The sequence below is a fragment of the Flavobacterium sp. 83 genome, from assembly GCF_000744835.1.
In the GTDB taxonomy this organism is placed as follows: Bacteria; Bacteroidota; Bacteroidia; order Flavobacteriales; family Flavobacteriaceae; genus Flavobacterium.
Genome location: NZ_JQMS01000001.1, coordinates 3,568,588 through 3,592,237, shown reverse-complemented (window position 1 = coordinate 3,592,237; position 23,650 = coordinate 3,568,588). Strand labels below are relative to the sequence as shown.

Here is a 23,650-nt window from a genome sequence, read left to right as displayed (position 1 = left end):
AATGGGTTTGAAATACTATATTTTGGTCGTAGCAGCTTTTGTTTTTTTATCCTGCCAACAGGATTCGAATTCACTAACTACGCTTTATTCTTTGCCTAAAAAGTTAAAAGAAGTTTCAGGTATTACTTATTTTCCAACAAACAATTTGCTTTGGACATTAGAAGACAGTGGCAATGCTAATTCAATTTATGGATTAAATTCCAAGGGGGAAATTGTCAAAAATATGACCATCGAAAATACAGAAAATATTGATTGGGAAGATATTTCAAAAGATAAAGAAGGGAATCTGTATATAGGAGATTTTGGTAACAATGACAATGTGCGTCAGGATTTGTGTATTTATAAAATTGATAAAAATGCATTAGAAAACGAAAGTACAATACCGGTTTACAAAATTTCGTTTGCCTATCCGGAACAAAAAGATTTTCCACCCAAAAAAACGGAAAGGTTCTATGATGTTGAAGGTTTCTTCGAGTTTAAAAACAATTTCTATCTGTTCACCAAAAATCGAAGCAAAGGTTTTGACGGAACTTCCTATTTGTATAAAGTGCCAAATGCAGCAGGTTTTCATCAAGCAGAATTTATGGGAAAATTCAAGACATGCGCAGATTACAATCATTGTGCAATAACAAGTGCAAGCATAAGCCCGGATGAATCGAAAGTGGTAGTTTTAAGCCATGACAAAATTTGGATATTCGAAAATTTTACGGGAGATAATTTCCTCAAAGGAGTTAAAACAGAATTGTATTTAAACCACTTTTCTCAAAAAGAAGCTATTTGCTTTAAGAATAATGAAACCTTGATTATTGCAGATGAAAAAACAAAGAAAATACGAGGAAAGGTATATGAGGTTTCTCTCAAAAAACTAAAAACCAAATCCTAAACCAAAAGCAATACGTGCTTCTTCATTAATACTTTTGAAATACGTTATTCTTGCCGTAATCACATTCAACCCATTGAGCCATAATCCGCCACCAAAGGATTGGTACCATTTATTTGAATTTTCGCCATTAACCCAAACCCGACCATAATCAAAACCACCTAAAATCCCGTAAGTCATAGGAATGAGACTTCTTCTTATTTTTCCCAAATTCCATCTAATATCGCTACTTTGATAAAAAGATTGGTTTCCTATGAAGCGTTCGTTTCTATATCCTCTTACATCATAATCACCTCCTAATGTAGCACCTTGGTAAAATTCAAAATTGTTGTTTAAAAGTATTTTTGATTTTAAAATAGTAGCTAAAACGACTTTGCCATTAGCATCAATTTTATGATTAAAATTAATTTTACTTTCTAGTGTAGGGAAATTTCTTTTTGTATCGTTTGTATTCATTTTCCAACTTCCAGCTATCGAAAATCCAAAGCCCATAGTTGGAAAAGAAGGAATATCATAATTCTCAAAGCTGTATTTAATTGTCGCTCCGGCGAATTGTTGGCTAGTAAAAACTTCAGGATTTACAACTCCTGGTATATTGATAAAACGATTGTTAGTTTCTTCAACACTGATTTTTTCAAATGTGGTCGAAAAATTGATTTCACTTCCATATTTTCCTATTTTCTTTATAGATGGTGTTACTCTTAGAGTTCTAAGACGAACCCGATTGTAATTCATTCCAAAAGTTTCATCATTGTTTATGGTTTCATTTCCAGAACCAAAATAATTAATTGTAAAGTTAGGACTGGTAAATTTTGATTCTAAATCCAGATCCCATTTGCCTAAGGCTTTCGGAAAAGAGCCATTGTAAATGAGCTCATATCCATTGGTTGCAAAAAAATAATTGGCTTTAAGAATGTGTTTTTGAGTATATGGATTCTGATTGAATTTATTTACAGTATAATTGGCGATGAAACCTAATTTTACTCCATCATCAGGATTATAACCACCAAAAGGTAATCCTGAAAACACATTGAATTTGGGTTTTTCATAATCGTAAAGATTAGTTTCATAATCATCTGTCAAAACAGTTTTAGTTTTAGAATCTAAAGCATAAATGTTCTCTTTTGATTTAAAATCATATATTTTTATTTTCCTTCCGTTTTCTATAGCATAAGAATCAATGTTTTGTCCGCCAATCAAACGAATGTTTATCGCTGCTTTTGTGTTTCCTTTTACTTCAAAAAAATCATCATCATCCAAACCATAAATCCAAATGTTTTTGGTTGTACCAGCCGAGAAATTTTTGGTGTAAACTAATTCTTCTTCATTTTTTTTTATGCGATAAACGGCAATCTCAAGATTATTTTTTGCTTTATGGGTAATTATAAATTTGTCTTTTTTATCAGTACCAACCATCAAAACTGTTTTCTGCAGCACTTTATAATATTCCGTAGCATAGCGTTGCAATTGGGTTTTTCTTATTTTTAATTTATGTTTAATACTTTTAATTGTTTCATCTTGTATTGTTGCAGGCAGATTATCAAAAGCAGTATCAATATCAGCATCTGATAGGTGTTCCTGAATGTATTTAGCTTGGTTAATCCAATCGTTTTCATCGGCTGTTTTTAATAAAGCAATATCTTGTGGATAGGGTTCGCGGTTGAACCATTTCACATTTCGGATAGCCTCCTTAAAAGTTTGCATGTGGCGCAAAGCCGGCATATTCATTAGGAGTGAAAGTAACGCTCCGTCGTATTTTGAAAAAGCTTGATCTCTATCTCTGGGAATGGGTTTATAAACTATTTTTTCACCGTCTTTATACTCTCCCCAACGCCATTGGTCACTGTGTCTGTCCCAATCACCTATGAGCATATCAAATAATCGGGCTTTAATATAAGCAGATTCATCCACAGTATACTCCTCGTCCTTATGCAGATTTTTTAATAAATCATCTGTTCCAATAATTGCATTTGGTTTACCAAAGGTTTTTAAGTCTTTTTGACTATCTGCAGGACGTTCTTCCATCATATATAATTCATCTCCAAAATCAGTATTGAAACCTTTTAAAGCTTTATGTTTTGGGATGTAGTACAATATTGGATTCGTATGGGCAAGCCCAATTTTTTCTGCTAAATTCCCCACTACAAATGGAGTGTAAGGATGAGAAGTAGTATAAAAGTCAAACAAAAAGTTCTCAGCATACGTATCTTCAAAATCATTTACAACAAATTGATCCTTGAACGCTACAGCTTGTAAAAAACGTGATGCGCTTTTCTTCAGGGCCCGCATCACATATTCTTTTCCATTTTTATCAACTAGTTGTAATGATTTAGATTGATGTCCGCCTCCGGCTCTTTTTGGTTTTAATCCGCCAAAAAGAGTATCAATTGTAGTGGTTTGAACGGTTATTGGCGTGCTGTATTGTTTTCTATAATGTTGTCCAAAGAGAAATCTATAAAATCCATTTTTATGGGTTTGTTTTTCAGAATAAATTGCTGATGTTGTCATTTTGGGAAATGAGGAAGGGAATATCTGGTTGTAATTCTCTTTCGAATCTAAAACAGTGTGTGTAAAAAGTAATTTCTCATTATTTTTTACATTTCCATAAAATAACACTTTTACAGCGCCATTTTCATAAATATTTAATGCAGCGAAACCATTTCCGCCATAAGAGAAATCAGTAGGGAAAACGGCTTTTGCTGCCTCTGATTTTGACCCGGCTCCGCTAATAATCTGCTTGATATTATCCTTGTCAATATATTGTAAATTATGATCGTGGCCAGAAACAACAATAACATTATCCTGACTTTGAATCAATGTTTTTACTCTTTTTATAAAAAGGGTATATTTTTTATTTTGAATGTCTTGTGGACTTATTCCCGTCGTTTTTCGAATTAAATTAATTAAAGAACCAACTATTGGCAACGGGATTTTTTCCTCTAAAGGGAAAAGCTGTTTTTCTAATGAAAATTGTCCACCATGAGTTCCATTACTAATTAATGGATGATGCATAGCCAGAATTATAGTCTTTTCTTGATTTTTATTTAGAATATTTTCTAACTCATCAAAAAAGTCTTCCCTTGTTTTAATAGTGCAATCATCATTTATAGTAGGGCTTTTATCCCAATCTTCCAAAAACCATTGGCTGTCAATAGTGATTAGTGTCAGGTTTTTATTTATTTCTAAATCATCAATTCCACATCCTTTTCTGGGTAAAAATGATTTTTTATCGTTTAAATAATCCGATACAAATTTAGCTTGTCTGTCTAATCCCTTCATACCGCTGTACCAATCATGGTTCCCAGGTATGAATATGGTTTTGCCTTTGAAATCTTTAGATAGTTTTAGTTGATTTGTTAGCTTGTTTTCAGCAATAATGCGTTCATTTGGCTTGTCAGTATTAGGTAATCCTTTTGGGTAAATATTGTCGCCAAGAAATAATAGAGTAGCATTTTTAGTTGCCTTTTTCAATTGATTAGCCAGTAAATCAAGTGTTTGCTGCGATTTCTCTTCATTCGCGTTACCCGCATCGCCTACTAAAAAAAAAGTATGCACAATTTTTGAAGTATCAGAAGCGTTTTCAGTTACAGAATTTTTAATGTTTTTTCCAAATTGCGCATGATGAGTTGCGCAAGATTGCAGAATCAAAAACAAAAAAATAAGCCGTAAATTTATTTTATTCCTATTTATAAAACGATTATCAAAAAACAATTCCATAATTTAGTAGTATAATTATTTCTTTATGAATCTTATAGAACAAGCCGAAGATTTTGTTGGTAAATTACTCAAAGATAAACTTTCTAATTCATATACTTACCATAATATTCATCACACACAGGAGATGGTAGCAGCTGTTGTAACACTTGCTGATGGTATGAATATAAATGCTGAGGACAAAGAAATTTTACTTATTGCAGCATGGTTTCATGATGCTGGGTACATTAATGGTTGTACTAATCATGAAGATTCCAGTAGTAGCATTGTGACCCAATTTTTGAAAGAAAAAGGAAAATCAGAAGAGTATATTACAAAAATTGTCAACCTAATAAAAGCCACTGCAAAGACATATGTGCCTAAGACTCTTTTGGAAAAAATAATTAAAGATGCTGATTATTACCATCTTTTTAGTGACGATTATATGTCCAGTTGTGAAGTTTTGAGAAAAGAATGGGAAAATACAGAGAATAAATTGTATTCTGATAAAGATTGGGCTGCTGAAAATTTGGATTTTTTAGTAAATAAGCATCAATTTTATACTGATTTCGCTTTAGAACACTGGCAACCATTAAAAGAAAAAAATATAAAAAGAATCTTTAAAAAAATAAATTCGGCTGAAAATAAAAAGAAAGAAAAATTGAAAAAAGAAGATAAAAAGAAAGAAAAAGAGGAAAAACCAGAACGTGGTATCGATACTGTTTTCAGAGTTACACTTGGTAATCATACGCGTTTAAGTGGTATTGCTGATAGTAAGGCCAATATTCTACTTTCTGTAAATGCGATTATTATTTCAATTGCACTTTCTACTATTATTCCAAAACTTGATAGTCCAAAGAATGCCCATTTGGTGATTCCAACCTTTATTATGGTACTATCAAGTGTTATTACGATCATTTTTGCCATTCTTTCTACACGGCCAAAAGTAACAAGAGGTGTTTTTACCAAGGAAGATATTGAAAATAAAAAAGTGAATTTACTTTTCTTTGGTAATTTCTATAAAATGCCGTTGCAAGACTACGAATGGGCTATGAACGAAATGATGAAAGACAGAGAGTATATTTATAATTCGATGATTAAAGATTTGTATTTTTTAGGAATAGTTTTAGAAAAAAAATACAGGCTATTAAGAATAGCCTATAATCTTTTTATGATTGGAATTGTTATTTCGGTTATTGCTTTTGTTATAGCATTCAAAATGGTTGGTGCTTAATTTAGCTCGTCCAGTAAATCCTGATAGGAATAATTTTCAGTAACTTGTTGTTTATTCTCGTTTGTCACTTTTACTCTAATGGCTCTAAGACCGGATACTCCTTGCAATTCTTCCACTTCAAATTGCTCGATTGTTGGTTCTAATATTTTTTTGAATTGTAAAAATTTAATGTAATTCAAATATTCAGCTTCTTCCTGATTATGGGAATATACAATCGTTATTTTTTCTTTTTGGGTAATTCTTTCTTTCGTTCCTTTAATGTTGGCTTTGTCAATACGTTTTTTTACAACTTCATAACGGGCATTGTAAGTTCCATCAACATCAAAACGTTTTTCATCCATTCTAAAACGAATAGTAATAGGAGAACTGAATACTAAAATTAACGAAGTTACATCGAGTTCATAAGGCAATGAAAATTTGAGTAAATGATGTTCTAATTCCATTTCGCACAAAGTTTGCAATTGCCATAATCTTAAATTATGAAGATACATACTGTCAAAAACTTTAGTTGGAGCGATTGAAGCACCTATATAGAGATTGTGTTCTACACCATCAGTTTTGAATCTTTCATAATAATGGGGAAAAATATTTTGAGCTTCAACTTGCTTTTTATCTAAAATGGAGGCTAATTTTTTATTGATAATTGACATTGCATTATCGAATTTCTTTCTGGAATGATAAAACATTCCCGTTTTTTCATCCAGTTTTTCAAAATAGTGCTTAACCAAAATTTGGCACTCATTATCCATTTTAGAATTATTTAAAATGGGATGGATTTCAGTTTCAATATAACGCTGAATTTGTTGTTCAGTATCAGCTTTGAGAGGAGAATTTAATTCCGTGAAAAACGATTGTAATTCAAATTTTCGTTGCTCCAATAAGACAAGATTCGTATTTGATTTAAGACTCTCAAAAATTTCTAAGAGTGTTTTTAATTGGTTTTTCAAATCCTCTTTTACGGTTCCATTTCGATGATCAGATGAACCTTTAATATCAATTTGGCCATATAATGGATAAACTTCTTTAAAAACAATTTCTTTAAAAATATAGTCTTTATTTGGGCTGTTCGTTTGAAAATATTTTTGCGCTTCTCTTCTAAATTTCCAATAAACACTAGGGTGAATTGTTGTATATTCTCTTTGAATAACAGCTTCTATTTGGTGTCGCATATCATTTTTATAGCGCTCTAATGTATCTACTAAATACGGCAAAATCAAATCTAGATTATTTGCATTAATGCTGTTAAGTTCCCTAGGTTTTGCCGATACCAATTCTATAATACCTAAAAGTTTATCGTTTTTTATTACAGGAGCGAGAATACAGCTTTGAATATTTTGTCTTATAAAATGCTCACCAAGTTTTTCATTTCCTGCAGTTGTGGCAAATTTTTTGACGTTTGAAATTACAAAAGGTTTGCTTTGTTCTAAAATATTTTCCAATGAGCATCCAAAAAGGGCATTTCTACAATCGGCCTCTGGCATATCGTTAAGAATAAAACTGCTTATTTTTTTATCATCATAAGGCGGTTTTACAAATTTTTCATCTTCTTCATTATAAATAATAAAACCAATTTTCAAATCAGAAATTTTGAAAATGGAACGAAAAATAGTTTCAAAATTTTGGGTTCTTTCAGTTTCCTCGGCTTCTGATTTTAAAAGATTACTTTTTAAGTTAGAAATGGCACTTTCAATGGAAACATCAAATAGCGATACTATACCAAAACCTTTTAAAATCCAACTTTTATCGGGAAATTTTTCTTTCCATAAATCAATATTGTTATAATTATCCATCAATAAATCGATGTCTTCTGAAGTTAAAGGTATCGCTTTATCTGTAGGGATAATTTCCATAAAATCGGCATTATATAGAATTCTGTAATGTTTCATGATTCCATTTGCATCTGGAATATCGTAAAACAAAGGTTTGTTGAAATCAAAATGTTGATTATAAAATGTATTCAAAATCAAAATACAATTCATAATATAGAATTGATTGCCATCAAAATCCCTGATAGTCATATCAAAAGTTGCTCCTGCATTATGAAGTATTTTTTTGAATCTTTCGGTGTAATTAAATGTAAAATTTTGAAAAGGAATAGTTACAGCTTTAATTTCATTATTTGTTAAAGCAGTTGGGAATAGGTCAGCAAGCAAATATTTTATTAGAGTTTCATTTTTATGAATCAAATTAAAATCTTCAATTCCAGTTCTAAATTCGGGAAATGATTCTATTTGTTGTAATAAAGCTTTGGCATAATTAGAGCGATAATCTATATTCGTTGATGCAATTTCCTCCAATGTTTCAATGAGTTTATGAAACGAAATTAAGGTCTTAAATGGGCTTTCTTTGAAAAAATGATAATCCATCGGATAGTTTATTTAGAACACAAAATTACAGATAAACGAAATTGGATAGACAAATTTTAGATTCTTTTTTTGTAGTATAGTTTAAATTTGTTAAGATGTTTTTTTTGGGAGAATATTAAATATTTTAGTACCCTTAAAGATAGTTACGGCAATTGAGTAATGGAAATACTACTGTACTTTAATATTTTTTTTTGATTGTTTTTTTGTCTTAATATCATAATAGACTTTATTAATAGAAGAATCAGCATCTTTTCAAGGTTTTAGTAGGTTAGTAATATAGTGTAATTTAATTCTTGAAAACTGTTATTTTATCAAATTGACTTTAATATGTTAGTTAGCATTAGTTTTTGAAAATAATTTTCATCAGTTTGAATAATTTGATCTAACGGGTTGACTTTAAAAAAAAGCTATAATTTTTTTGCTTTCAAATAAAAAATATTTTCGAAAAAGTATGATTATTCGATTTTAATTGGATTCATAATTTGAGGGTTAAAATGCGTCGAAATAAATTTAGATAATAATCGGTTAAGTGAAAAATAAAATCGATTAAATACATTAAAGTATTAATAAAATAAGTAAATACTTATAAATTACATAAATGATATTTTTTTTAAAGTAAAAAAAATCCCCAATCACTTTCGCAATTGGGGATTGAATGTTTAAATAATAAGAACTGTAAACTGCGACCGAACAGTATAAACTAGCTCTTTTCTTCTTTATTGAAATAAACTAAGTAATAGTACATTTGTTTCTCTTCATCCCAGCCTTTTTCTACAAATTTCTCTGCACTTTCAGGATTGATGAAATCCATTTTTATTTGGATATGTGTGTCTAAATTGATTACGTTTTTGATTGATTTTCTAGCATCAGAAACTGCAGCATTAGCTATAGGGAATGAAGTCACATCTTCAATACTATATTTTTCTCCTTTGTCTATTTTATAATTCTTGAATTCAGGAATTAAATCAGGGTTATCCAAAACTTCATTTAAGAAATTAGTTTCTTCGAACTGATCATTTTTTGCAAAATAATTTACAGAACGGTTCATAAACATTACTTCTTCTTTCTTGTCTTCGGCAGGGAAAACAACGTCTTTGGCAAAGTTCTGACAGAATTTTAAATATTTTTTGGTAATGAAGTTTTCATCTTCAAAAGCATCTACTGAAAGGAAATGTTCCAGCCAATATCTCGCATCATAACGGTTGCTGTCGACCGTTAGGATTTTATATCCTTCTTCTTTTTTGTAATTAAAAATCAGACAACCTTTATCTAATTTATTTAAACTTACTCCTTGTTGCAAAATCATTTCCAATTGCGTTTCTTTTTCCTCAAATTGTAAAAAGTCAGCTTGAATTTCACTTTTGAAAATTCCTATAGCATCCACCACATTATTATCAATGCTAACGTTTGTTAAATACGTAACATAAACCTCTCCATTCTTAATGTGCGGATGATTGGATTGTTCAAATAAGTGCTTCGTGATTTTTTTTGAAGTTTCATGAATGCTACTTGGGTTTTCAAAAATTTCCGTTGCAAATTTGAACATGTCATTATAATCTAGATCGATTTCATGTGCAAATTGAAAATAGTTTTCTTCTTTTTCTCTAAAAGGTTTAAAGAAAAATTCTTTCATCAAGGGAACAATTTCATCATTCAAATTAAACGGCTGCTCTGATAAAAAAATGGCTTCGTTTCTACTTTTATTACCAACTCTATGAATCGATAAGTTTTCGATGTGCGTATTATATAAGTTGATCATGTTTTTTATTTTTTTATTTTAGATAAGAGAGCCAAGATAAATGACACTTTTTAAGTCTTTCATCTTGGCTCTTAATACTTAGTCGCTTAGTTATTTAATTCCAATTTTCCTCAAACCCATAGTCTTCAAAACTATCATCTCCTTCAAACATGTCTAAGTCATCTTCATCAAGTCCATCTTCAAATTCATCATTATAGTCATCGGCACTATCTGATTCAAAGTTTTTTTCCATCGCTTCATCAGGCATTTCACCATGAGAAAATATCGTTTCAGGATATAAATTGCCAAGAACTTGGTCTTCAATAGCGGCCAATTCTACTAGGAAAGTCCACATATTGATAAAATCATACACATAGATAATTTTGGTATTTTGTTTATCTAAAATGTCCGATAATTGATAATCGCTCATTACTTTTTGTTCACCCGGAATATCTCCAGTATCAAAAAGCGAAATTTCATCTTCTTGATTCCATGTTTCGTCACAAGTATAGAAAGATGCCACTTCCATCCCGTCAAAACCAAAGGAATTAAAGATAGCATTGTGTAGATCTTCTAAAGTATCGTCTTCAAGTATTGCAATGTCTCTAAAAACATCTTCTTCCGCGTCCAGAATTACTCTAAATTTATAAACCATAATCTTTGTTTTTATTGAAAGCTCAAAGGTAAAATATAATTTTAGATTTTACCTTTGAGCTTTCAGTTTTGTTGATAAGATTTTTGAGTATAATGCTATAAGATTGTAAGCGGTTGATAGTCCTAATTTCTAAAACAGTAATGTCTTTTAGAAATTAGGACAAGCTACTTTTGAATTTATTTTTGATCCTTTTTCGAATGATGTGATATTTTTTGTGATTAGGATAATATCTATTAGTAGTTATATTATTGAAAATTAAAGCGACAATCAAAAGAATAATTGTGCCACTCAAAACCGGATACAACACATACCAATATCCAAGACTTGTAATTTTAGGAGAACCGATTATGGCAATCAATGCAGTGGCTCCACCTGGGGGATGTAGCGTTTTAGTTACTTGCATCAAAACAATTGAAATTGATACAGCAAGTGGAGCACTGATCCATAAAATATCGGGCGCAAATTTTGCTACTGTAACTCCTACAATTGCTGATACAAGATGACCGCCAATAAGATTTCGGGGTTGTGCTAATGGACTTTGGATAGCACCATAAACCAAAACACTAGAAGCGCCAAAAGATCCAATCAAAAAAACCACATCCGAATGCAGTAGTGTTTTGGATTGCATATAAGCAATCAATCCTATTCCAATAAACGAACCCAGAAAAGCCCAAAAATGTTCTTTGAAATCAACTAGCGTTTCTTTGTACAGAATGTATTTAGTTTTGCGATAATTTCTTTTTATTTTTTCAATTGGCATAAACTATTATTTTGATAAACTGGCAGAATAGGAGTATACCGTAAATGGATAAATCATTTTTGCAGTGTATTTTGAAATAAGACAAACAACCAAAATGGGAAGAAATAAAGTATAATCATTTGTTAACCCACAAACTAAGAAAATCGCAGTAAAAGGAGCGTGAATGCTGGCACTTAAAACTGCAGCCATTCCAATAACCATAAAGTTTACAGGGATTACATTAGCATTTAAATAGGTATTTAAAAGTAAAGCAACAAGTAATCCTAAAAAGGATCCAATGAAAAGACTTGGCGCAAAAACACCTCCGTCACCTCCTGAAGCAAGTGTTGCCGATGTTACTATTGGTTTTAAGAGTATGATTCCAATAAATGTCAGTACCAATGAAAATGATAATGTCACGTCATTCGAATGAACAAAAATCCCCTTGATGGCATGATATCCTTCTCCATAAAGTTGTGGAAAGAAGAATAACGAAATACTAAGGATTAGCGAACCTAGCAGGATTTTATAATAATGAATTTTTATTTTTGAAAATTGAGATTTAAACAATAAAACACAACGAGTGAGATAGACGGAATTGATACCTGCTAAAATCCCTAAAAGGATAAAATAGGGAATCGCTCTTAAATGCCAAGTTGTAATAGCTACGGCAAATAAAGGTTTTTCATCCAATAAAAAAACAAGTCCAAAAGCTATAGCAACCGCAATTAAATTACTGATTAAAAAAGCTCGTGTTACTTTTTTGGAAATGACTTCAATTGCAAAAAGTATTCCAGCAATTGGACTACTGAATAAAGCGGTAACTCCTGCAGCAACTCCTGCACAAATCAATTCAGTTTTGTATTGTCTGAATACGTTTTGTTTTCTTTGGGCCACAGAACCAATAGTTGCCGAAGCTACTACGGTAGAAACTTCAATTCCTGTAGATCCACCAAAAACAACCGTTAATAATCCGTTGATAAAATGGGATGGAATTTTATAATTAGGTAAGTTCTTGGATTTTGAATTCGTGCTTTCAAAAATTTCTTTAATCCCTTTGTTTTCTTTTTTTCTAAAAAGATATTCTCTGAGAAAATAGATGATGGACAGACCAAAAACCGGAAAAACGATAATGAATATTGGGTTTAAAGTAGTTTGATGAAAAAAGATCTCTTCGTAATATTCGGTTATTTTTTTTAATGAAATTCCTAAAAATGCCGAAAGAAAACCTATTAGAACAGCAACAATTACTAATTTTTGGAATTTTATGAATTGATAATTTTTTTTAATTCGAGTTGTAGTATTCATTTAAGAAATGTTTTTCAAACGGTATTTTCAAATGAAATAAATAATTGAAAAATACCGCTTCTAAGAGAATTACAAATTTAAAGAAAGTATGTCAAACTTGAATTGAAAAATTTAAATAATCATTATTTTTTATGATTTCTTTGTGAAATATGTTTTTTAGGTAGCTTAAAACGGACTTATTTTTCATAAAATTCAATCGGGAGGTTGTCCGGATCAGCAATAAAAGTAAACCGTTTATTTGTTGTTGGGTCTAATCGTATCGCTTCAGATGCAATGTTTTTTGAAGTTAAAAAAGCAATTGTTTGATCAATATCATTTACTTCAAATGCTAAATGACGTAATCCAGTAGCTTCTGGTCCTGACGGACGCAATGGTGGATTTATAAAGGAGAAAAGTTCAATGATGTAAATGCCATTCAAAGCCAAATCCAGTTTGTAGGATTCTCTTTCCTCACGGTAAATTTCCCGAATAATTGTTAAACCCAAAATATCGGTATAGAATGTTTTAGATTTTTGATAATCGGAGCAAATAATAGCAATGTGATGGACTTTATTTAGATGTAACATAATATTCTTGAATTAGCTTTATGATTTGTATTATTGATTTAATTTACGGATCACTTTTGCAGGATTTCCCACCGCAAGTGAATTGTCAGGAATGTCTTTTGTAACTACGGAGCCTGCACCTATCACGCATCCATTTCCTATTGTTATACCGGGGCAAATAACAGAATTACCGCCAATCCAACAATCGTCTCCAATAGTTATGGGTAGTGCATTTTCATGAGTTTTTCTCAGTTCAGCATCAAGTGGATGTGATGCCGTATATAGTTGAACGCCTGGAGCAAATAGTACATTAGAACCAATGATTACTTTGCTGCAGTCTAAAACAACGCAATTCACATTGAAATACACATTTTCGCCACAATGGATATTGTACCCGTAATCACAAAAAAATGGAGGCTCAATATATAGATTAGCTCCCGCATTAGGGATTAATTCTTTTAGTATTTCTCGTGCTTTTTTGGTTACTCTATACTCAGTAACATTTAATCTGTGAAGTAGATTTTTTGACCTTCGCCTGTCTTTTACTAAAACAGGATCTCCAGCCAGATAATATTCTCCATCAATCATTTTTTCTTTTTCTGTTTTCATAAAATGGAATCTAATCTGCGTAAATATAAAAGAAATTACGAATGATTACAACTCATCCTGTAAATTCAACAGTTCAGTTAATTATAGTTTTATGATTTTAATTCCCGAAATATATTTGCTTCATCAAAAATCAAAAAAATATGAAGCTTATTTATACTCTTACCCTTTTGTTGTTCTCTGTAACGCTGTTTTCTCAAACAATTCTTTCTGGGAAAGTAGTTGACGAAAAAGGAAAACCTATAGCTGGAGCCAACATTTTTATCGAAGGAACTTATGACGGTAGTTCCAGTAATGAAACGGGTGATTTCACATTTATAACTACTACAACTGGGAATCAAACTTTGGTGGTGAGTTTCCTAGTATATGAAACTACAAAAATGACAATCGATGTTTCCAGTTTTGTAAATAAAACTATAAAATTAAAAGATAATGTCAATGCGCTAGATGCTGTAATAATTACCGCAGGTAATTTAGAAGCAGGTGATAAAGCAAGAGTTTCGGTATTGAAACCGCTGGATATTGTTACAACTGCGGGTTCGGCAGGAAATATTATCGCGGCTTTGCAAACCTTACCCGGAACGCAAAATGTAGGTGAAGACGGTCGATTATTTGTTCGTGGTGGCGAGGCAAATGAAACACAAACTTTTGTAGATGGGATTCGCGTAGCGCAACCGTATGGCGCTTCTGCTCAAAATTTACCAACTCGAGGACGATTTTCCCCATTTCTGTTTAATGGAATAGCATTTTCTACAGGTGGCTATTCTGCTGAATATGGGGAGGCTCTATCCAGCGTTTTGTTATTGAACACACAGGATGAACCCGACCAAAACAAAACCGAAATTTCATTGATGACCGTTGGTTTAGGAGTTGGGAATACTCAAAAATGGAAAAAAAGCTCTTTGAGTGTGAATACCGCGTATATCAACTTGGCTCCGTATCAAGCAGTAATTCCTCAAAATGTAGACTGGAATAGTCCCTACCAGTCTTTATCTGGGGAAACTGTATATCGATATAACTTCAATAACGGAATATTAAAATTATATGCTGCTTTTGATTCCTCAAAATTTGATCTTAATCAGGAAAACATTAATTCTCCACAAAAGTTACGAGTGGATTTAAATAACAATAATTTTTATTTTAATTCATCCTATAAAGGTGGTTTTGGAAATAATTGGCAAATTGCTTCAGGTTTGAGTTATGGTTTAAGTAAAAATAAAATAAAATTGGATTCAGATGCTGTTGCAAATGATGAAAACGCAGCCCATTTGAAATTAAAATTAACTAAGCGTTTTTCTGAAAGAGTAAAATTATGTTTTGGAACGGATTATTTTATAACCAAATTCAATGAGGATTTAAAGGAGAATTTAGGAACTACAAATACCAACGGATATAATTCAAATATCGGAGCCATTTACACCGAAGTTGATGTTTTCTTTTCCAAAAAGTTTGCTGCAAAAGCAGGATTGAGAGCTTCATACAATGATTTGTTAAGTGAAAGTGCTATTTCTCCTAGAGTTTCATTGGCTTACAAAATGGCTAAAAACAGTCAGCTTTCATTAGCTTATGGTGATTTTTCACAAACGCCAAATGTGGACTACATCAAATACTCCAAGTTTCATCAGTTTGAAAGTGAGAAAGCGTCACATTATATTTTGAATTATCAATACAATAAAAACGGAAAAACCTTCAGGGCAGAGGCTTATTATAAAGATTACAGTAATTTGGTGAAATATGATACGCCAGCAATACAATACAATTCGGTGTTTAACAATAACGGTTCCGGTTATGCTAAAGGATTGGATTTGTTTTGGAGAGACGGGAAATCAATTAAAAACTTAGAATATTGGGTTTCGTATTCATACATTGATACAGAGCGCGATTACAAAAACTTTAGTTCTCAAGTCACGCCTAATTTTGTTGCGGATCATAGTTTGTCTATTGTTACGAAATATTGGATAAACGATTGGAAATCACAAATTGGATTTACTAATTCATACAGTTCAGGACGACCGTATAACAATCCAAACGAAACGAAGTTCATGAATGGCAAAACAAAATCGTATAACAGTTTGAGTTTTAATTGGGCTTATTTATTGACAACTCAAAAGATTTTGTATTTCTCGGTTTCGAATGTTTTAGGGAGTCAAAATGTGTATGGTTACGATTACGCAAAAAATCCGGATGCCAAAGGAGTTTATAACAGGACAGCAATTACACCAACAGCGGATCGGTTTTTCTTTCTTGGGTTCTTTTGGACGATTAGTAATGATAATAAAGACAATCAGTTAAAGAATCTTTAAAATTGGTAATAAGGTTTTAAAGTCAAAGGTCTAAAGTCCACATTCTCGTGAATTTCTTCAACTTTATGACTTTCGACTTTACGGCTTTCGACTCAAAGAACAATTCATCCGTTAAAATCAACAGTTCAGTAAGTATAAATTTTAAAAAAGGTAGTGCCAATGTAAATTTGGTAAACAATTAATCAACAACTAAAAAAATAAATAGTATGACAAAAGTTATCACCACAATCGCATTTTTTGTATGTAGTTTATTATCTGCGCAAGGGCAATTTGAGCAAGGAATGGGAAAAGCATTCGGGCTTTGGGCAGCAGGAAAAAATACAGAGGCTTCTGATTTATTCGAAAGAATTGCAGGAGCAGAAAAAACAAGTTGGTTACCTAATTATTATGTTGCATTAGTAAATACAACTACCGCTTTTGGAACACAGGATAAAGACAAAATGAATTTGTTACTGACAAAAGCTCAAAATGCATTGGATATTGAAATGGTGAAAAATCCAAATAATGCAGAATTGTTAGTGATGCAAGCCATGGTAAATACCGCTTGGATTGTTTTTGATCCAATGACAAACGGAATGAAATTATCAGGAAAAACAATGGAGTTGTATGCCAAAGCGGAAGCAATTGCACCAGAAAACCCAAGAGTAGTTTTTGGTAAAGCTGAGTTTCAAATAGGCGGAGCAAAATGGACTGGAATTGACACCAAACCTTTGTGCGCACAAATTGAAAAATCAATCGGACTTTTTGCTACTTTTAAACCAGAAACTCCTTTCTCTCCAAAATGGGGATTGGATAGAGCGACAGCAGCATTGCAAAACTGTAAATAAGATTTGCTAGATAATAAAATTAAAGTTAAAATGGGAAATCAAAGAATACATACCTACACAGAATTTAAAAAGGGAACAATTATCTCCCTTAAAATTGCATTGATTTTCACTTTTGTATTTTCTTTAATTCAGGGGCGTTTTGATTTTGAAACGGTTATCACTACTTTTTGGGTAAGTTCGTTGTATTCTTTTGGAATAGGCTTTGGAAATGGAGTAATAAATTCTTTATTGGATAAAAAATGGGATTGGCTGGAGCATACTAATTTGAGAGTGTATTTCGGAATAATTGCTACGGTTTTGTATACGGTTCCGGTTGTTTTAGGGATTGATTATATCACTTTTGTGATTTTTCAAAAAATGAATCCAAGTGAGTTTTTTAATGACAGAATGATATGGGTTCATTTATTTTACATCATACTTTCATTGGGGGTTTCGACTTTCATGCATGCACGGAGTTTCATGGCCAATTGGAAACAGGCATCAAGAAAAGAAGTAACACAACAAAAAATAATTGCAGGAACAGCTTCGGCAAAATTTGAAAGTTTAAAAAACCAGATTGACCCACATTTTCTTTTCAATAGTTTGAATGTTTTAAGCTCTTTAATTGAAGAAAATCCTGATAATGCACAACGATTTACGACTTCATTGTCGAAAATTTATCGGTATGTATTGGAACAAAAAGATAAGGAGCTGGTTTCAGTTGAAGAAGAGTTGGCTTTTGCCAAAACCTATATGAACCTGCTTAAAATGCGCTTTGAAAATAGCTTGTTTTATGAATTGCCAATTTCGATTATAAATCCAGAAGCCAAAGTTGTGCCGCTTTCTTTGCAGCTTTTATTGGAGAATACGGTAAAACACAATGCGGTTAGTGAACAAAAACCGTTACACATTCGCATAACAATAGAAGGGGACTATCTTGCTGTGCAAAACGATTTTCAAAAGAAAGAAGTGTTGCAGGATCGCCAGGGTGTAGGATTGCAAAATATCATCAATCGTTATGGGATTATTACCAATAGAAAAGTATTGATTGAGCAAAATGAAAAAACCTTTACCGTTAAAATACCCATTTTAACGAAGCAAATTTCAGTTATGGAAAGTAGTGCCAATTTTAGTGAAAATACAGCCTATTACAGAGCTAAAAAACGTGTTGAAGAACTCAAAGGATTTTATGGGAACTTGATTTCTTATTGTTGTGTCATCCCACTTTTGATATTTATTAACCTAACATATTCGCCTCAATTTCAATGGTTCTGGTTTTCGGCTGCAGGTTGGGGCTTTGGATTGGTTATGCACGCTCTAAAGGTTTTTGGATATAGTTCTCGTTGGGAAGAAAGGAAAATTAAAGAGATTTTGCAAAGGCAAGACGAAAAAAAATCTTGGAAATAGTTTTTGATTTTAAGTCTGGAATAAATTATAAAAAAGTATGGAAAATAAGCATCTGAACGAGGAACGCTATTATATAGCAAAAAAGCAAGTAGAAGATATAAAAGGGTTTTACAGCAACTTAATTTCTTATATTGTAGTAAATATAGGATTGATTATTTTAAATTTAAAAACATCGCCGGATCATTTATGGTTTTACTGGCCTTTGCTGTGGTGGGGAATTGGGGTTATTTTTCACGGTCTCAAGGTTTTTAAATGCATGCCTTTTATAACGAAGGACTGGGAAGAGAAAAAGATTAAGGAGTTTATGGAAAAAGAGAACAAAGAAACTTGGGAATAATTTAATATTTATAGAGATGGGAAGATTTAGAGATAGACGGCTAAATGATTATAATACGGAAACATATAATCCGGACGAACGTTATAATTTAGCTTACAAAAGAGTAAAAAGAATCAAAGGATTTTATGTTCATCTATTGGTTTATATAATTGTAAATGCATTTATAGTTATTTCAAGTTCTAACAAAAGTTTGATTGATGATGAAATATTCTGGCGTTGGGAAACTTTTTCAACGGCATTATTTTGGGGAATCGGATTGCTAGCTCATGGATTATCTGTTTTTGGAAGAAATATATTTTTTGGTGCAAACTGGGAAGAGAAAAAAATCCAAGAATTAATGGAAAAAGAAAAAAGTGAAAAATGGGAATAAAAATGAGTTTTCAGTTAACCAAATGCTAAAATAAACGATACAAAATTACATGACCACAATAATAATTGAAGACGAAAAACCTGCTGCCAGATTACTTCAAAGAAAACTTGAAAAGCTAAATATTCAAGTAGGAGTGATGCTGCATTCAGTAGAAGAATCTATTGATTGGTTTTCTAAAAATGAACATCCTGATTTGATCTTTTTAGACATTCAATTGTCGGATGGTTTGTCATTTGAAATCTTTGAAAAAGTCGCTATCAAAAGTGCTATAATTTTCACAACTGCTTATGATGAATATGCGTTGCGAGCATTCAAATTAAACAGCATTGATTATCTTTTGAAACCCATTGATGAGGATGATTTGGAAGTGGCAGTTTCTAAGTTTAAAACTCGTTTGCCAAAACAAGAAACATTGCAATTGGATTTTGAACAAATCAAAAGAATGTTGACGAACCCATTTGAAAAAAATTATAAAAAACGTTTTACAGTAAAAATCGGGCAACATTTGAAAGTTATTTCTATTGATGAAGTAGAGTGTTTTTTTAGTGAAAATAAAGGAACATACATTCATACTTTTGATAATAGAAATTATTTAATCGAAAATACTTTGGAACTTTTGGAACAAGAATTAGATCCTAAAGACTTTTTTAGAGTGAGCCGAAAATTCATAATTCCACTTAAAGCAATCAAAGAAATTGTATTGTATAGTAACTCCCGATTGAAAGTTATTTTGCCGTCTTATACTCCCGATGAGGTAATCGTGAGTCGAGAGAAAGTATCTGATTTTAAAACTTGGATTGGATGAAAAAAACTGTTTCAAAACCTTAAATAAAATCCGATTTGGAAAAAGTTTAGTTTAGGTTTTTGAAACAGTTTTAGTAATTTCTTAGACTTTGAAATTATTCAAATAAGGATCTGATTTCTTTTTCAGTTTTGCCTAATTTTTGTTGCAATTTGCCCCAAGTTTCATCTTCTTTTCCTTCTTCAAATAACACATCGTCATCTGTTAGTTCAGCAAACTTTTGTTTAAGTTTACCTTTCAATTCATTGTAATTTCCTTTAATCTCTGTTGAATTTGGCATAACGGATAGTTTTAAATTGATATTATTTCTTTTACAAATTTGGTGATTGAAAGAGGAAAAACTATTACACAATTAAGAAGGTTTGTTGTTTAATTTTTGGTAATTGTTATCTAATTAGATTATTATTGTAAATAATTTAATGTCGAAATGTATTTGAATTTAAAAGTAAAGTGACCTTTATTAAGTTGTTGGTATTTAGTAAAATATCGTTTGTGTATAGATTATGTCTATGATGGGTTTAGGCCTTTAAAAGAGTCTTTCTGATGCCAATTAGCAAAAAGATAAACAAAGTGTAAAGAATAAAAAACGGAACAATGTATTCGATTAAATTAAGAGGTAGCATAATGGCAATTATCAACAATTGAAACCCTAGCCCGTATATTGAAAGTAAGGTCATAAACCAATTTGGAAATGTTTTCACCTTGTATGCCTCTTTATCAAGTGTGTGAATTATTTTGTCAAAAGTGCCGTAGACAATGGTATAAATTTGGAACAAAATATCAACTGATTTTTGGCTTTCTCCAGGCAAAGCTCGGGGTGATTTGTATTCGAAAATTTTACTGGTAGAATCTCCTCCAACAGATTTATTTCTTAAAATTACATAGTAATAATTGTATAAAGTTCCTTGCAATTGTATGCCAATAAATGCTAAAATAGTAAACCCGATTGTTGTTTTTGAGACATAACAAAGCGTCATAAAAAGTAAGAAGTTTAAGATAATATCAAAAACACTGTCGAGGTATCTTCCGGTGTAAGAAGGGGTGTTTTTTATCCTTGCCAGTTCGCCATCGGCAGCATCAATTCCTGATTTCAGGATGATAAAAAAACCTGCTAAAAAGTAATGATTTTGTAAAATACAGTAAATCGCAATAAGACCTGAAAGTCCAAAAAGCAGCGTAACATGAATGGGAGTAAATCTGGTATTCTTTAATTTATTGGCTAAGAATTTTCCAAAGGGTCTTCCGTAATCGGATAAATCTAAAAATTTATCTTGAGCAGCAAGTTTAGACATTTAAGTTTATGAACAAAGAAATGCGACAATATAGTCAGGTTTAATAGTAAAAAAATTATTTTGATAATCGATGTAAAGTAAAAGTCATTGCTGTCAATAAGAAAAAAGCGCTTACCTGATGTAAGAGCCCTAACCATAAAGGGACTCCATATAATAAGGTAAATACTCCTAATCCAAACTGAACGAAAACTAATACTAAAAGCAATTTAATTCCTTTGTTTTGTGCTTTGTCTAAAGTAAAATTAATGCTTTTGAAATACAATAAAACAATCATACCAACCACAAAATAAGCAAATGTTCGATGTACAAATTGAACGCCGCTTTTTCCCTCAGTAAAGCTCAAAAACAGATTTTTTTGTTCAAGAAAAACACTATCGTGAATAAATTGTCCGTCACTCATTAAAGGCCAGTGATTGTGAATTAAACCGGCATTTAAACCAGCAACGAAGCCGCCGTATATAATTTGTAACAATAAAAAAGCTAATGCTACGCGAGCTATAGTTCGTAATGATTTTTCAATTTTTTTCTTTTCTGGATATAGTAAATCCAGAGCAACCCAAAAGGAATAAGCAAATGTGATAAATGCAAAAGTCAAATGTAATGCAAGTCTAAAATGACTTACGTCTGGGTCGTTTACTAAGCCACTTTTTACCATAAACCAACCAAGAAAACCTTGGAAAGCACCCATTCCCAGAAGAATGTAACATTTTTTTAGTGTTTCGCGGTCAATTTTTTTCTTACTTAAAAAATAAACAAATGGAATGATGAAAACAAAACCTAGGATGCGTCCAATAAAGCGGTGAAACCATTCCCAGAAATAGATGAATTTATAATCTGAAAGGGTAAAATCGTTATGAATATTTATTTTTTGATATTCTGGAAATTGCTTGTATTTTTCAAAAGCTTCCTGCCATTTTGCATCCGAAAGAGGAGGTAAGGTATCAGTGACTAAGTGCCAATCGGTCATGGAAAGACCTGAATTGGTCAGCCGTGTGATTCCGCCAACAACAACCATTAAAAATATTAAAAAGCATCCTGAAAGCAACCAAATAATAACTGACTTATTCTCTTTTTTCATTTTTGAAACTAATTTTTGCAAAGATATTTTAAAAACAATTAATCTTTAATTCAACAAGCGTTAATCTTTAGTCCAATTTTATTGGCTCTTTTTAACATAAAGTCATAAGCAGCCTGATATTCATTAGGAATTTCTCCTTCTAATATTGCTTCTTTGATTGCTTCTTTAAGCATTCCAATTTCTTTGGATGGTTTTATATTGAAAATTTCCATGATTTCTTCTCCTGTTATAGGCGGTTGGAAATTACGGACATGATCGCGTTCTTCTACTTCTACAATTTTCTTTCGAACAATTTCAAAATTTTGGTGGTATTTTTTGAACTTGCTAGGGTTTTTGGTAGTAATATCGGCTTCACATAGCGTCATTAGATTTTCAACATCTTCGCCAGCGTCAAAAACTAAACGACGTACAGCTGAATCTGTAACAGTATCTTGGGATAAAACAATCGGCCGTGAACTCATCATGACCATTTTTTGAACAAATTTCATCTTTTGGTTCAACGGCATATGCAAACGTTCAAAGATTTTTTTTGCCATTTTTCCGCCTAAAAACTCATGCCCATGAAACGTCCAGCCTTGTTTTTTATTGAAACGTTTTGTTGGCGCTTTCCCAATATCATGTAATAATGCAGCCCAGCGCAACCAGACGTCATCTGTATGCGGACAAATGTTGTCAACTACTTCTAAGGTATGGTAAAAGTTGTTTTTATGCGTGTGGCCTTCAATTTCTTCTACCTGATTCAAAGCAGTCAATTCTGGTAGGATAATATCTAAAAGCCCTGTTTTGAACAAAAGCAAAAATCCAATAGAAGGTTTGTCTGTTGAAAGAATTTTATTCAGTTCATCAACAATGCGTTCGCCAGATATAATTTTAATTCGTTCCGCATTTTTTGTGATTGAGTTCAAAGAGTTTTCTTCTATTTCAAAACCCAATTGGTTTGCAAAACGTATTCCTCTCAACATTCTCAAAGGATCATCAGAAAAAGTAATATCCGGATCCAAAGGTGTTTTGATTGTTTTATTTTTTAAATCCTCCAGTCCATTAAATGGGTCCGATAATTCGCCAAAATTTGAAACGTTTAATGATAAGGCCAAAGCGTTTATCGTAAAATCACGACGGTTTTGATCGTCTTCCAATGTTCCATTTTCAACAATTGGATTACGACTATCCAGATTATAAGATTCTTTTCTAGCACCCACAAATTCAATTTCAGTATCTTCAAAACGTAACATTGCTGTTCCATACGTTTTAAAAACCTGAACTTTTGGTTTTTTAGGCAGTAACTGAGATACTTTCAAAGCTAATTCGATTCCGCTGCCCACGGCAACAATGTCAATATCTTTTTTGAAATCTCTATTCAAAAGTAAATCTCTCACGAAACCTCCAATTACATAACTGTCAACGTTAAGTTCTTGGGAAGCTTGAGAAATGACTTCGAAAATTTTATTATTTAAGGCTGATTTGTAGTTCATATTTTTTTTACCGCAAATT

General features: G+C 31.8%; 20 protein-coding genes. 8 read left to right on the top strand and 12 right to left on the bottom strand.

The features are described 5' to 3' along the window. Position 1: 1 nt before the first annotated feature. A complete protein-coding gene (locus T410_RS15510) occupies positions 2 to 883 on the top strand; it encodes an SdiA-regulated domain-containing protein (protein WP_035673494.1) in 882 nt (293 codons plus the stop codon). On the opposite strand, the gene T410_RS15505 is transcribed toward T410_RS15510, so the two are convergent. Beyond that, a complete protein-coding gene (locus T410_RS15505) occupies positions 866 to 4,597 on the bottom strand; it encodes a metallophosphoesterase (RefSeq protein WP_035673492.1) in 3,732 nt (1,243 codons plus the stop codon). The two genes, T410_RS15510 and T410_RS15505, sit on opposite strands and share 18 nt — an antisense overlap. 25 nt (positions 4,598 to 4,622) lie before the next feature. On the opposite strand from T410_RS15505, the gene T410_RS15500 reads away from it, so the two are divergent. Beyond that, positions 4,623 to 5,807, top strand: coding sequence for a Pycsar system effector family protein (locus T410_RS15500; protein WP_035673490.1), 1,185 nt, complete (start codon positions 4,623 to 4,625; stop codon positions 5,805 to 5,807). On the opposite strand, the gene T410_RS15495 is transcribed toward T410_RS15500, so the two are convergent. The 7 genes from T410_RS15495 to T410_RS15465 form a co-directional block, all read right to left on the bottom strand. Further along, positions 5,804 to 8,173, bottom strand: a complete 2,370-nt coding sequence (locus T410_RS15495) for a GAF domain-containing protein (RefSeq protein ID WP_035673485.1) — start codon at positions 8,171 to 8,173, stop codon at positions 5,804 to 5,806. The two genes, T410_RS15500 and T410_RS15495, sit on opposite strands and share 4 nt — an antisense overlap. A gap of 700 nt (positions 8,174 to 8,873) precedes the next feature. After that, a complete protein-coding gene (locus tag T410_RS15490; protein WP_035673482.1) occupies positions 8,874 to 9,932 on the bottom strand; it encodes a nucleoid-associated protein in 1,059 nt (352 codons plus the stop codon). 94 nt (positions 9,933 to 10,026) lie between these two features. Then, the gene (locus T410_RS15485; RefSeq protein WP_035673479.1) at positions 10,027 to 10,566 is read right to left on the bottom strand and encodes a hypothetical protein; all 540 of its coding nucleotides are present in this window, start codon (positions 10,564 to 10,566) and stop codon (positions 10,027 to 10,029) included. Between the two features lie 154 nt (positions 10,567 to 10,720). After that, positions 10,721 to 11,326 (bottom strand): HPP family protein, encoded by a 606-nt coding sequence (locus T410_RS15480; protein ID WP_035673476.1) that lies wholly within the window; start codon positions 11,324 to 11,326, stop codon positions 10,721 to 10,723. 6 nt (positions 11,327 to 11,332) lie between these two features. Further along, the gene (locus T410_RS15475; protein WP_051929462.1) at positions 11,333 to 12,613 is read right to left on the bottom strand and encodes a chloride channel protein; all 1,281 of its coding nucleotides are present in this window, start codon (positions 12,611 to 12,613) and stop codon (positions 11,333 to 11,335) included. Positions 12,614 to 12,789: 176 nt separating this feature from the next. Continuing rightward, the gene (locus T410_RS15470; RefSeq protein ID WP_035673473.1) at positions 12,790 to 13,179 is read right to left on the bottom strand and encodes a VOC family protein; all 390 of its coding nucleotides are present in this window, start codon (positions 13,177 to 13,179) and stop codon (positions 12,790 to 12,792) included. Positions 13,180 to 13,209: 30 nt separating this feature from the next. Beyond that, entirely contained in the window at positions 13,210 to 13,767 is a 558-nt protein-coding gene (locus T410_RS15465) for a sugar O-acetyltransferase (RefSeq protein WP_035673471.1), read from the bottom strand. A gap of 140 nt (positions 13,768 to 13,907) precedes the next feature. Between T410_RS15465 and T410_RS15460 the strand changes: the two genes are divergently transcribed. The 6 genes from T410_RS15460 (at position 13,908) to T410_RS15435 (ending at position 19,792) form a co-directional block, all read left to right on the top strand. Continuing rightward, complete coding sequence (locus tag T410_RS15460; protein WP_035673469.1) at positions 13,908 to 16,067, top strand: TonB-dependent receptor; 2,160 nt, start codon at positions 13,908 to 13,910, stop codon at positions 16,065 to 16,067. A gap of 206 nt (positions 16,068 to 16,273) precedes the next feature. Beyond that, the gene (locus T410_RS15455) at positions 16,274 to 16,894 is read left to right on the top strand and encodes a hypothetical protein (protein ID WP_035673466.1); all 621 of its coding nucleotides are present in this window, start codon (positions 16,274 to 16,276) and stop codon (positions 16,892 to 16,894) included. A gap of 30 nt (positions 16,895 to 16,924) precedes the next feature. Then, positions 16,925 to 18,280, top strand: a complete 1,356-nt coding sequence (locus T410_RS15450) for a histidine kinase (RefSeq protein WP_035673464.1) — start codon at positions 16,925 to 16,927, stop codon at positions 18,278 to 18,280. A gap of 37 nt (positions 18,281 to 18,317) precedes the next feature. After that, positions 18,318 to 18,617, top strand: a complete 300-nt coding sequence (locus T410_RS15445) for a 2TM domain-containing protein (protein WP_035673462.1) — start codon at positions 18,318 to 18,320, stop codon at positions 18,615 to 18,617. A gap of 16 nt (positions 18,618 to 18,633) precedes the next feature. Further along, a complete protein-coding gene (locus tag T410_RS15440; protein WP_035673459.1) occupies positions 18,634 to 18,987 on the top strand; it encodes a 2TM domain-containing protein in 354 nt (117 codons plus the stop codon). Positions 18,988 to 19,036: 49 nt separating this feature from the next. Beyond that, the gene (locus T410_RS15435; RefSeq protein WP_035673457.1) at positions 19,037 to 19,792 is read left to right on the top strand and encodes a LytTR family DNA-binding domain-containing protein; all 756 of its coding nucleotides are present in this window, start codon (positions 19,037 to 19,039) and stop codon (positions 19,790 to 19,792) included. A gap of 94 nt (positions 19,793 to 19,886) precedes the next feature. Here the strand turns inward: T410_RS15435 and T410_RS15430 are convergent, their stop codons facing one another. The 4 genes from T410_RS15430 to T410_RS15415 all read right to left on the bottom strand — a co-directional run bounded on the left by T410_RS15430 (position 19,887) and on the right by T410_RS15415 (position 23,631). Further along, a complete protein-coding gene (locus T410_RS15430) occupies positions 19,887 to 20,069 on the bottom strand; it encodes a CsbD family protein (protein ID WP_035673455.1) in 183 nt (60 codons plus the stop codon). A gap of 238 nt (positions 20,070 to 20,307) precedes the next feature. After that, the gene (locus T410_RS15425) at positions 20,308 to 21,081 is read right to left on the bottom strand and encodes a CDP-alcohol phosphatidyltransferase family protein (RefSeq protein WP_035673452.1); all 774 of its coding nucleotides are present in this window, start codon (positions 21,079 to 21,081) and stop codon (positions 20,308 to 20,310) included. A 55-nt stretch (positions 21,082 to 21,136) separates the two neighbouring features. Continuing rightward, on the bottom strand, positions 21,137 to 22,159 hold the full coding sequence (locus T410_RS15420) for a COX15/CtaA family protein (RefSeq protein WP_035673449.1): 1,023 nt from the start codon (positions 22,157 to 22,159) through the stop codon (positions 21,137 to 21,139). A 50-nt stretch (positions 22,160 to 22,209) separates the two neighbouring features. After that, a complete protein-coding gene (locus T410_RS15415; protein WP_035673447.1) occupies positions 22,210 to 23,631 on the bottom strand; it encodes a CCA tRNA nucleotidyltransferase in 1,422 nt (473 codons plus the stop codon). Positions 23,632 to 23,650: the final 19 nt, after the last annotated feature.

Excerpts from the sequence above, each read along its gene's own strand:
- T410_RS15420 (WP_035673449.1), bottom strand. The coding sequence starts at position 22,159 with ATGAAAAAAGAGAATAAGTCAGTTATTATTTGGTTGCTTTCAGGATGC.
- T410_RS15445 (WP_035673462.1), top strand. The coding sequence starts at position 18,318 with ATGGAAAATAAGCATCTGAACGAGGAACGCTATTATATAGCAAAAAAG.
- T410_RS15495 (WP_035673485.1), bottom strand. The coding sequence starts at position 8,173 with ATGGATTATCATTTTTTCAAAGAAAGCCCATTTAAGACCTTAATTTCG.
- T410_RS15455 (WP_035673466.1), top strand. The coding sequence starts at position 16,274 with ATGACAAAAGTTATCACCACAATCGCATTTTTTGTATGTAGTTTATTA.
- T410_RS15480 (WP_035673476.1), bottom strand. The coding sequence starts at position 11,326 with ATGCCAATTGAAAAAATAAAAAGAAATTATCGCAAAACTAAATACATT.
- T410_RS15505 (WP_035673492.1), bottom strand. The coding sequence starts at position 4,597 with ATGGAATTGTTTTTTGATAATCGTTTTATAAATAGGAATAAAATAAAT.
- T410_RS15415 (WP_035673447.1), bottom strand. The coding sequence starts at position 23,631 with ATGAACTACAAATCAGCCTTAAATAATAAAATTTTCGAAGTCATTTCT.
- T410_RS15470 (WP_035673473.1), bottom strand. The coding sequence starts at position 13,179 with ATGTTACATCTAAATAAAGTCCATCACATTGCTATTATTTGCTCCGAT.
- T410_RS15500 (WP_035673490.1), top strand. The coding sequence starts at position 4,623 with ATGAATCTTATAGAACAAGCCGAAGATTTTGTTGGTAAATTACTCAAA.
- T410_RS15450 (WP_035673464.1), top strand. The coding sequence starts at position 16,925 with ATGGGAAATCAAAGAATACATACCTACACAGAATTTAAAAAGGGAACA.
- T410_RS15435 (WP_035673457.1), top strand. The coding sequence starts at position 19,037 with ATGACCACAATAATAATTGAAGACGAAAAACCTGCTGCCAGATTACTT.
- T410_RS15460 (WP_035673469.1), top strand. The coding sequence starts at position 13,908 with ATGAAGCTTATTTATACTCTTACCCTTTTGTTGTTCTCTGTAACGCTG.
- T410_RS15430 (WP_035673455.1), bottom strand. The coding sequence starts at position 20,069 with ATGCCAAATTCAACAGAGATTAAAGGAAATTACAATGAATTGAAAGGT.
- T410_RS15485 (WP_035673479.1), bottom strand. The coding sequence starts at position 10,566 with ATGGTTTATAAATTTAGAGTAATTCTGGACGCGGAAGAAGATGTTTTT.
- T410_RS15465 (WP_035673471.1), bottom strand. The coding sequence starts at position 13,767 with ATGAAAACAGAAAAAGAAAAAATGATTGATGGAGAATATTATCTGGCT.
- T410_RS15510 (WP_035673494.1), top strand. The coding sequence starts at position 2 with ATGGGTTTGAAATACTATATTTTGGTCGTAGCAGCTTTTGTTTTTTTA.
- T410_RS15475 (WP_051929462.1), bottom strand. The coding sequence starts at position 12,613 with ATGAATACTACAACTCGAATTAAAAAAAATTATCAATTCATAAAATTC.
- T410_RS15490 (WP_035673482.1), bottom strand. The coding sequence starts at position 9,932 with ATGATCAACTTATATAATACGCACATCGAAAACTTATCGATTCATAGA.
- T410_RS15425 (WP_035673452.1), bottom strand. The coding sequence starts at position 21,081 with ATGTCTAAACTTGCTGCTCAAGATAAATTTTTAGATTTATCCGATTAC.
- T410_RS15440 (WP_035673459.1), top strand. The coding sequence starts at position 18,634 with ATGGGAAGATTTAGAGATAGACGGCTAAATGATTATAATACGGAAACA.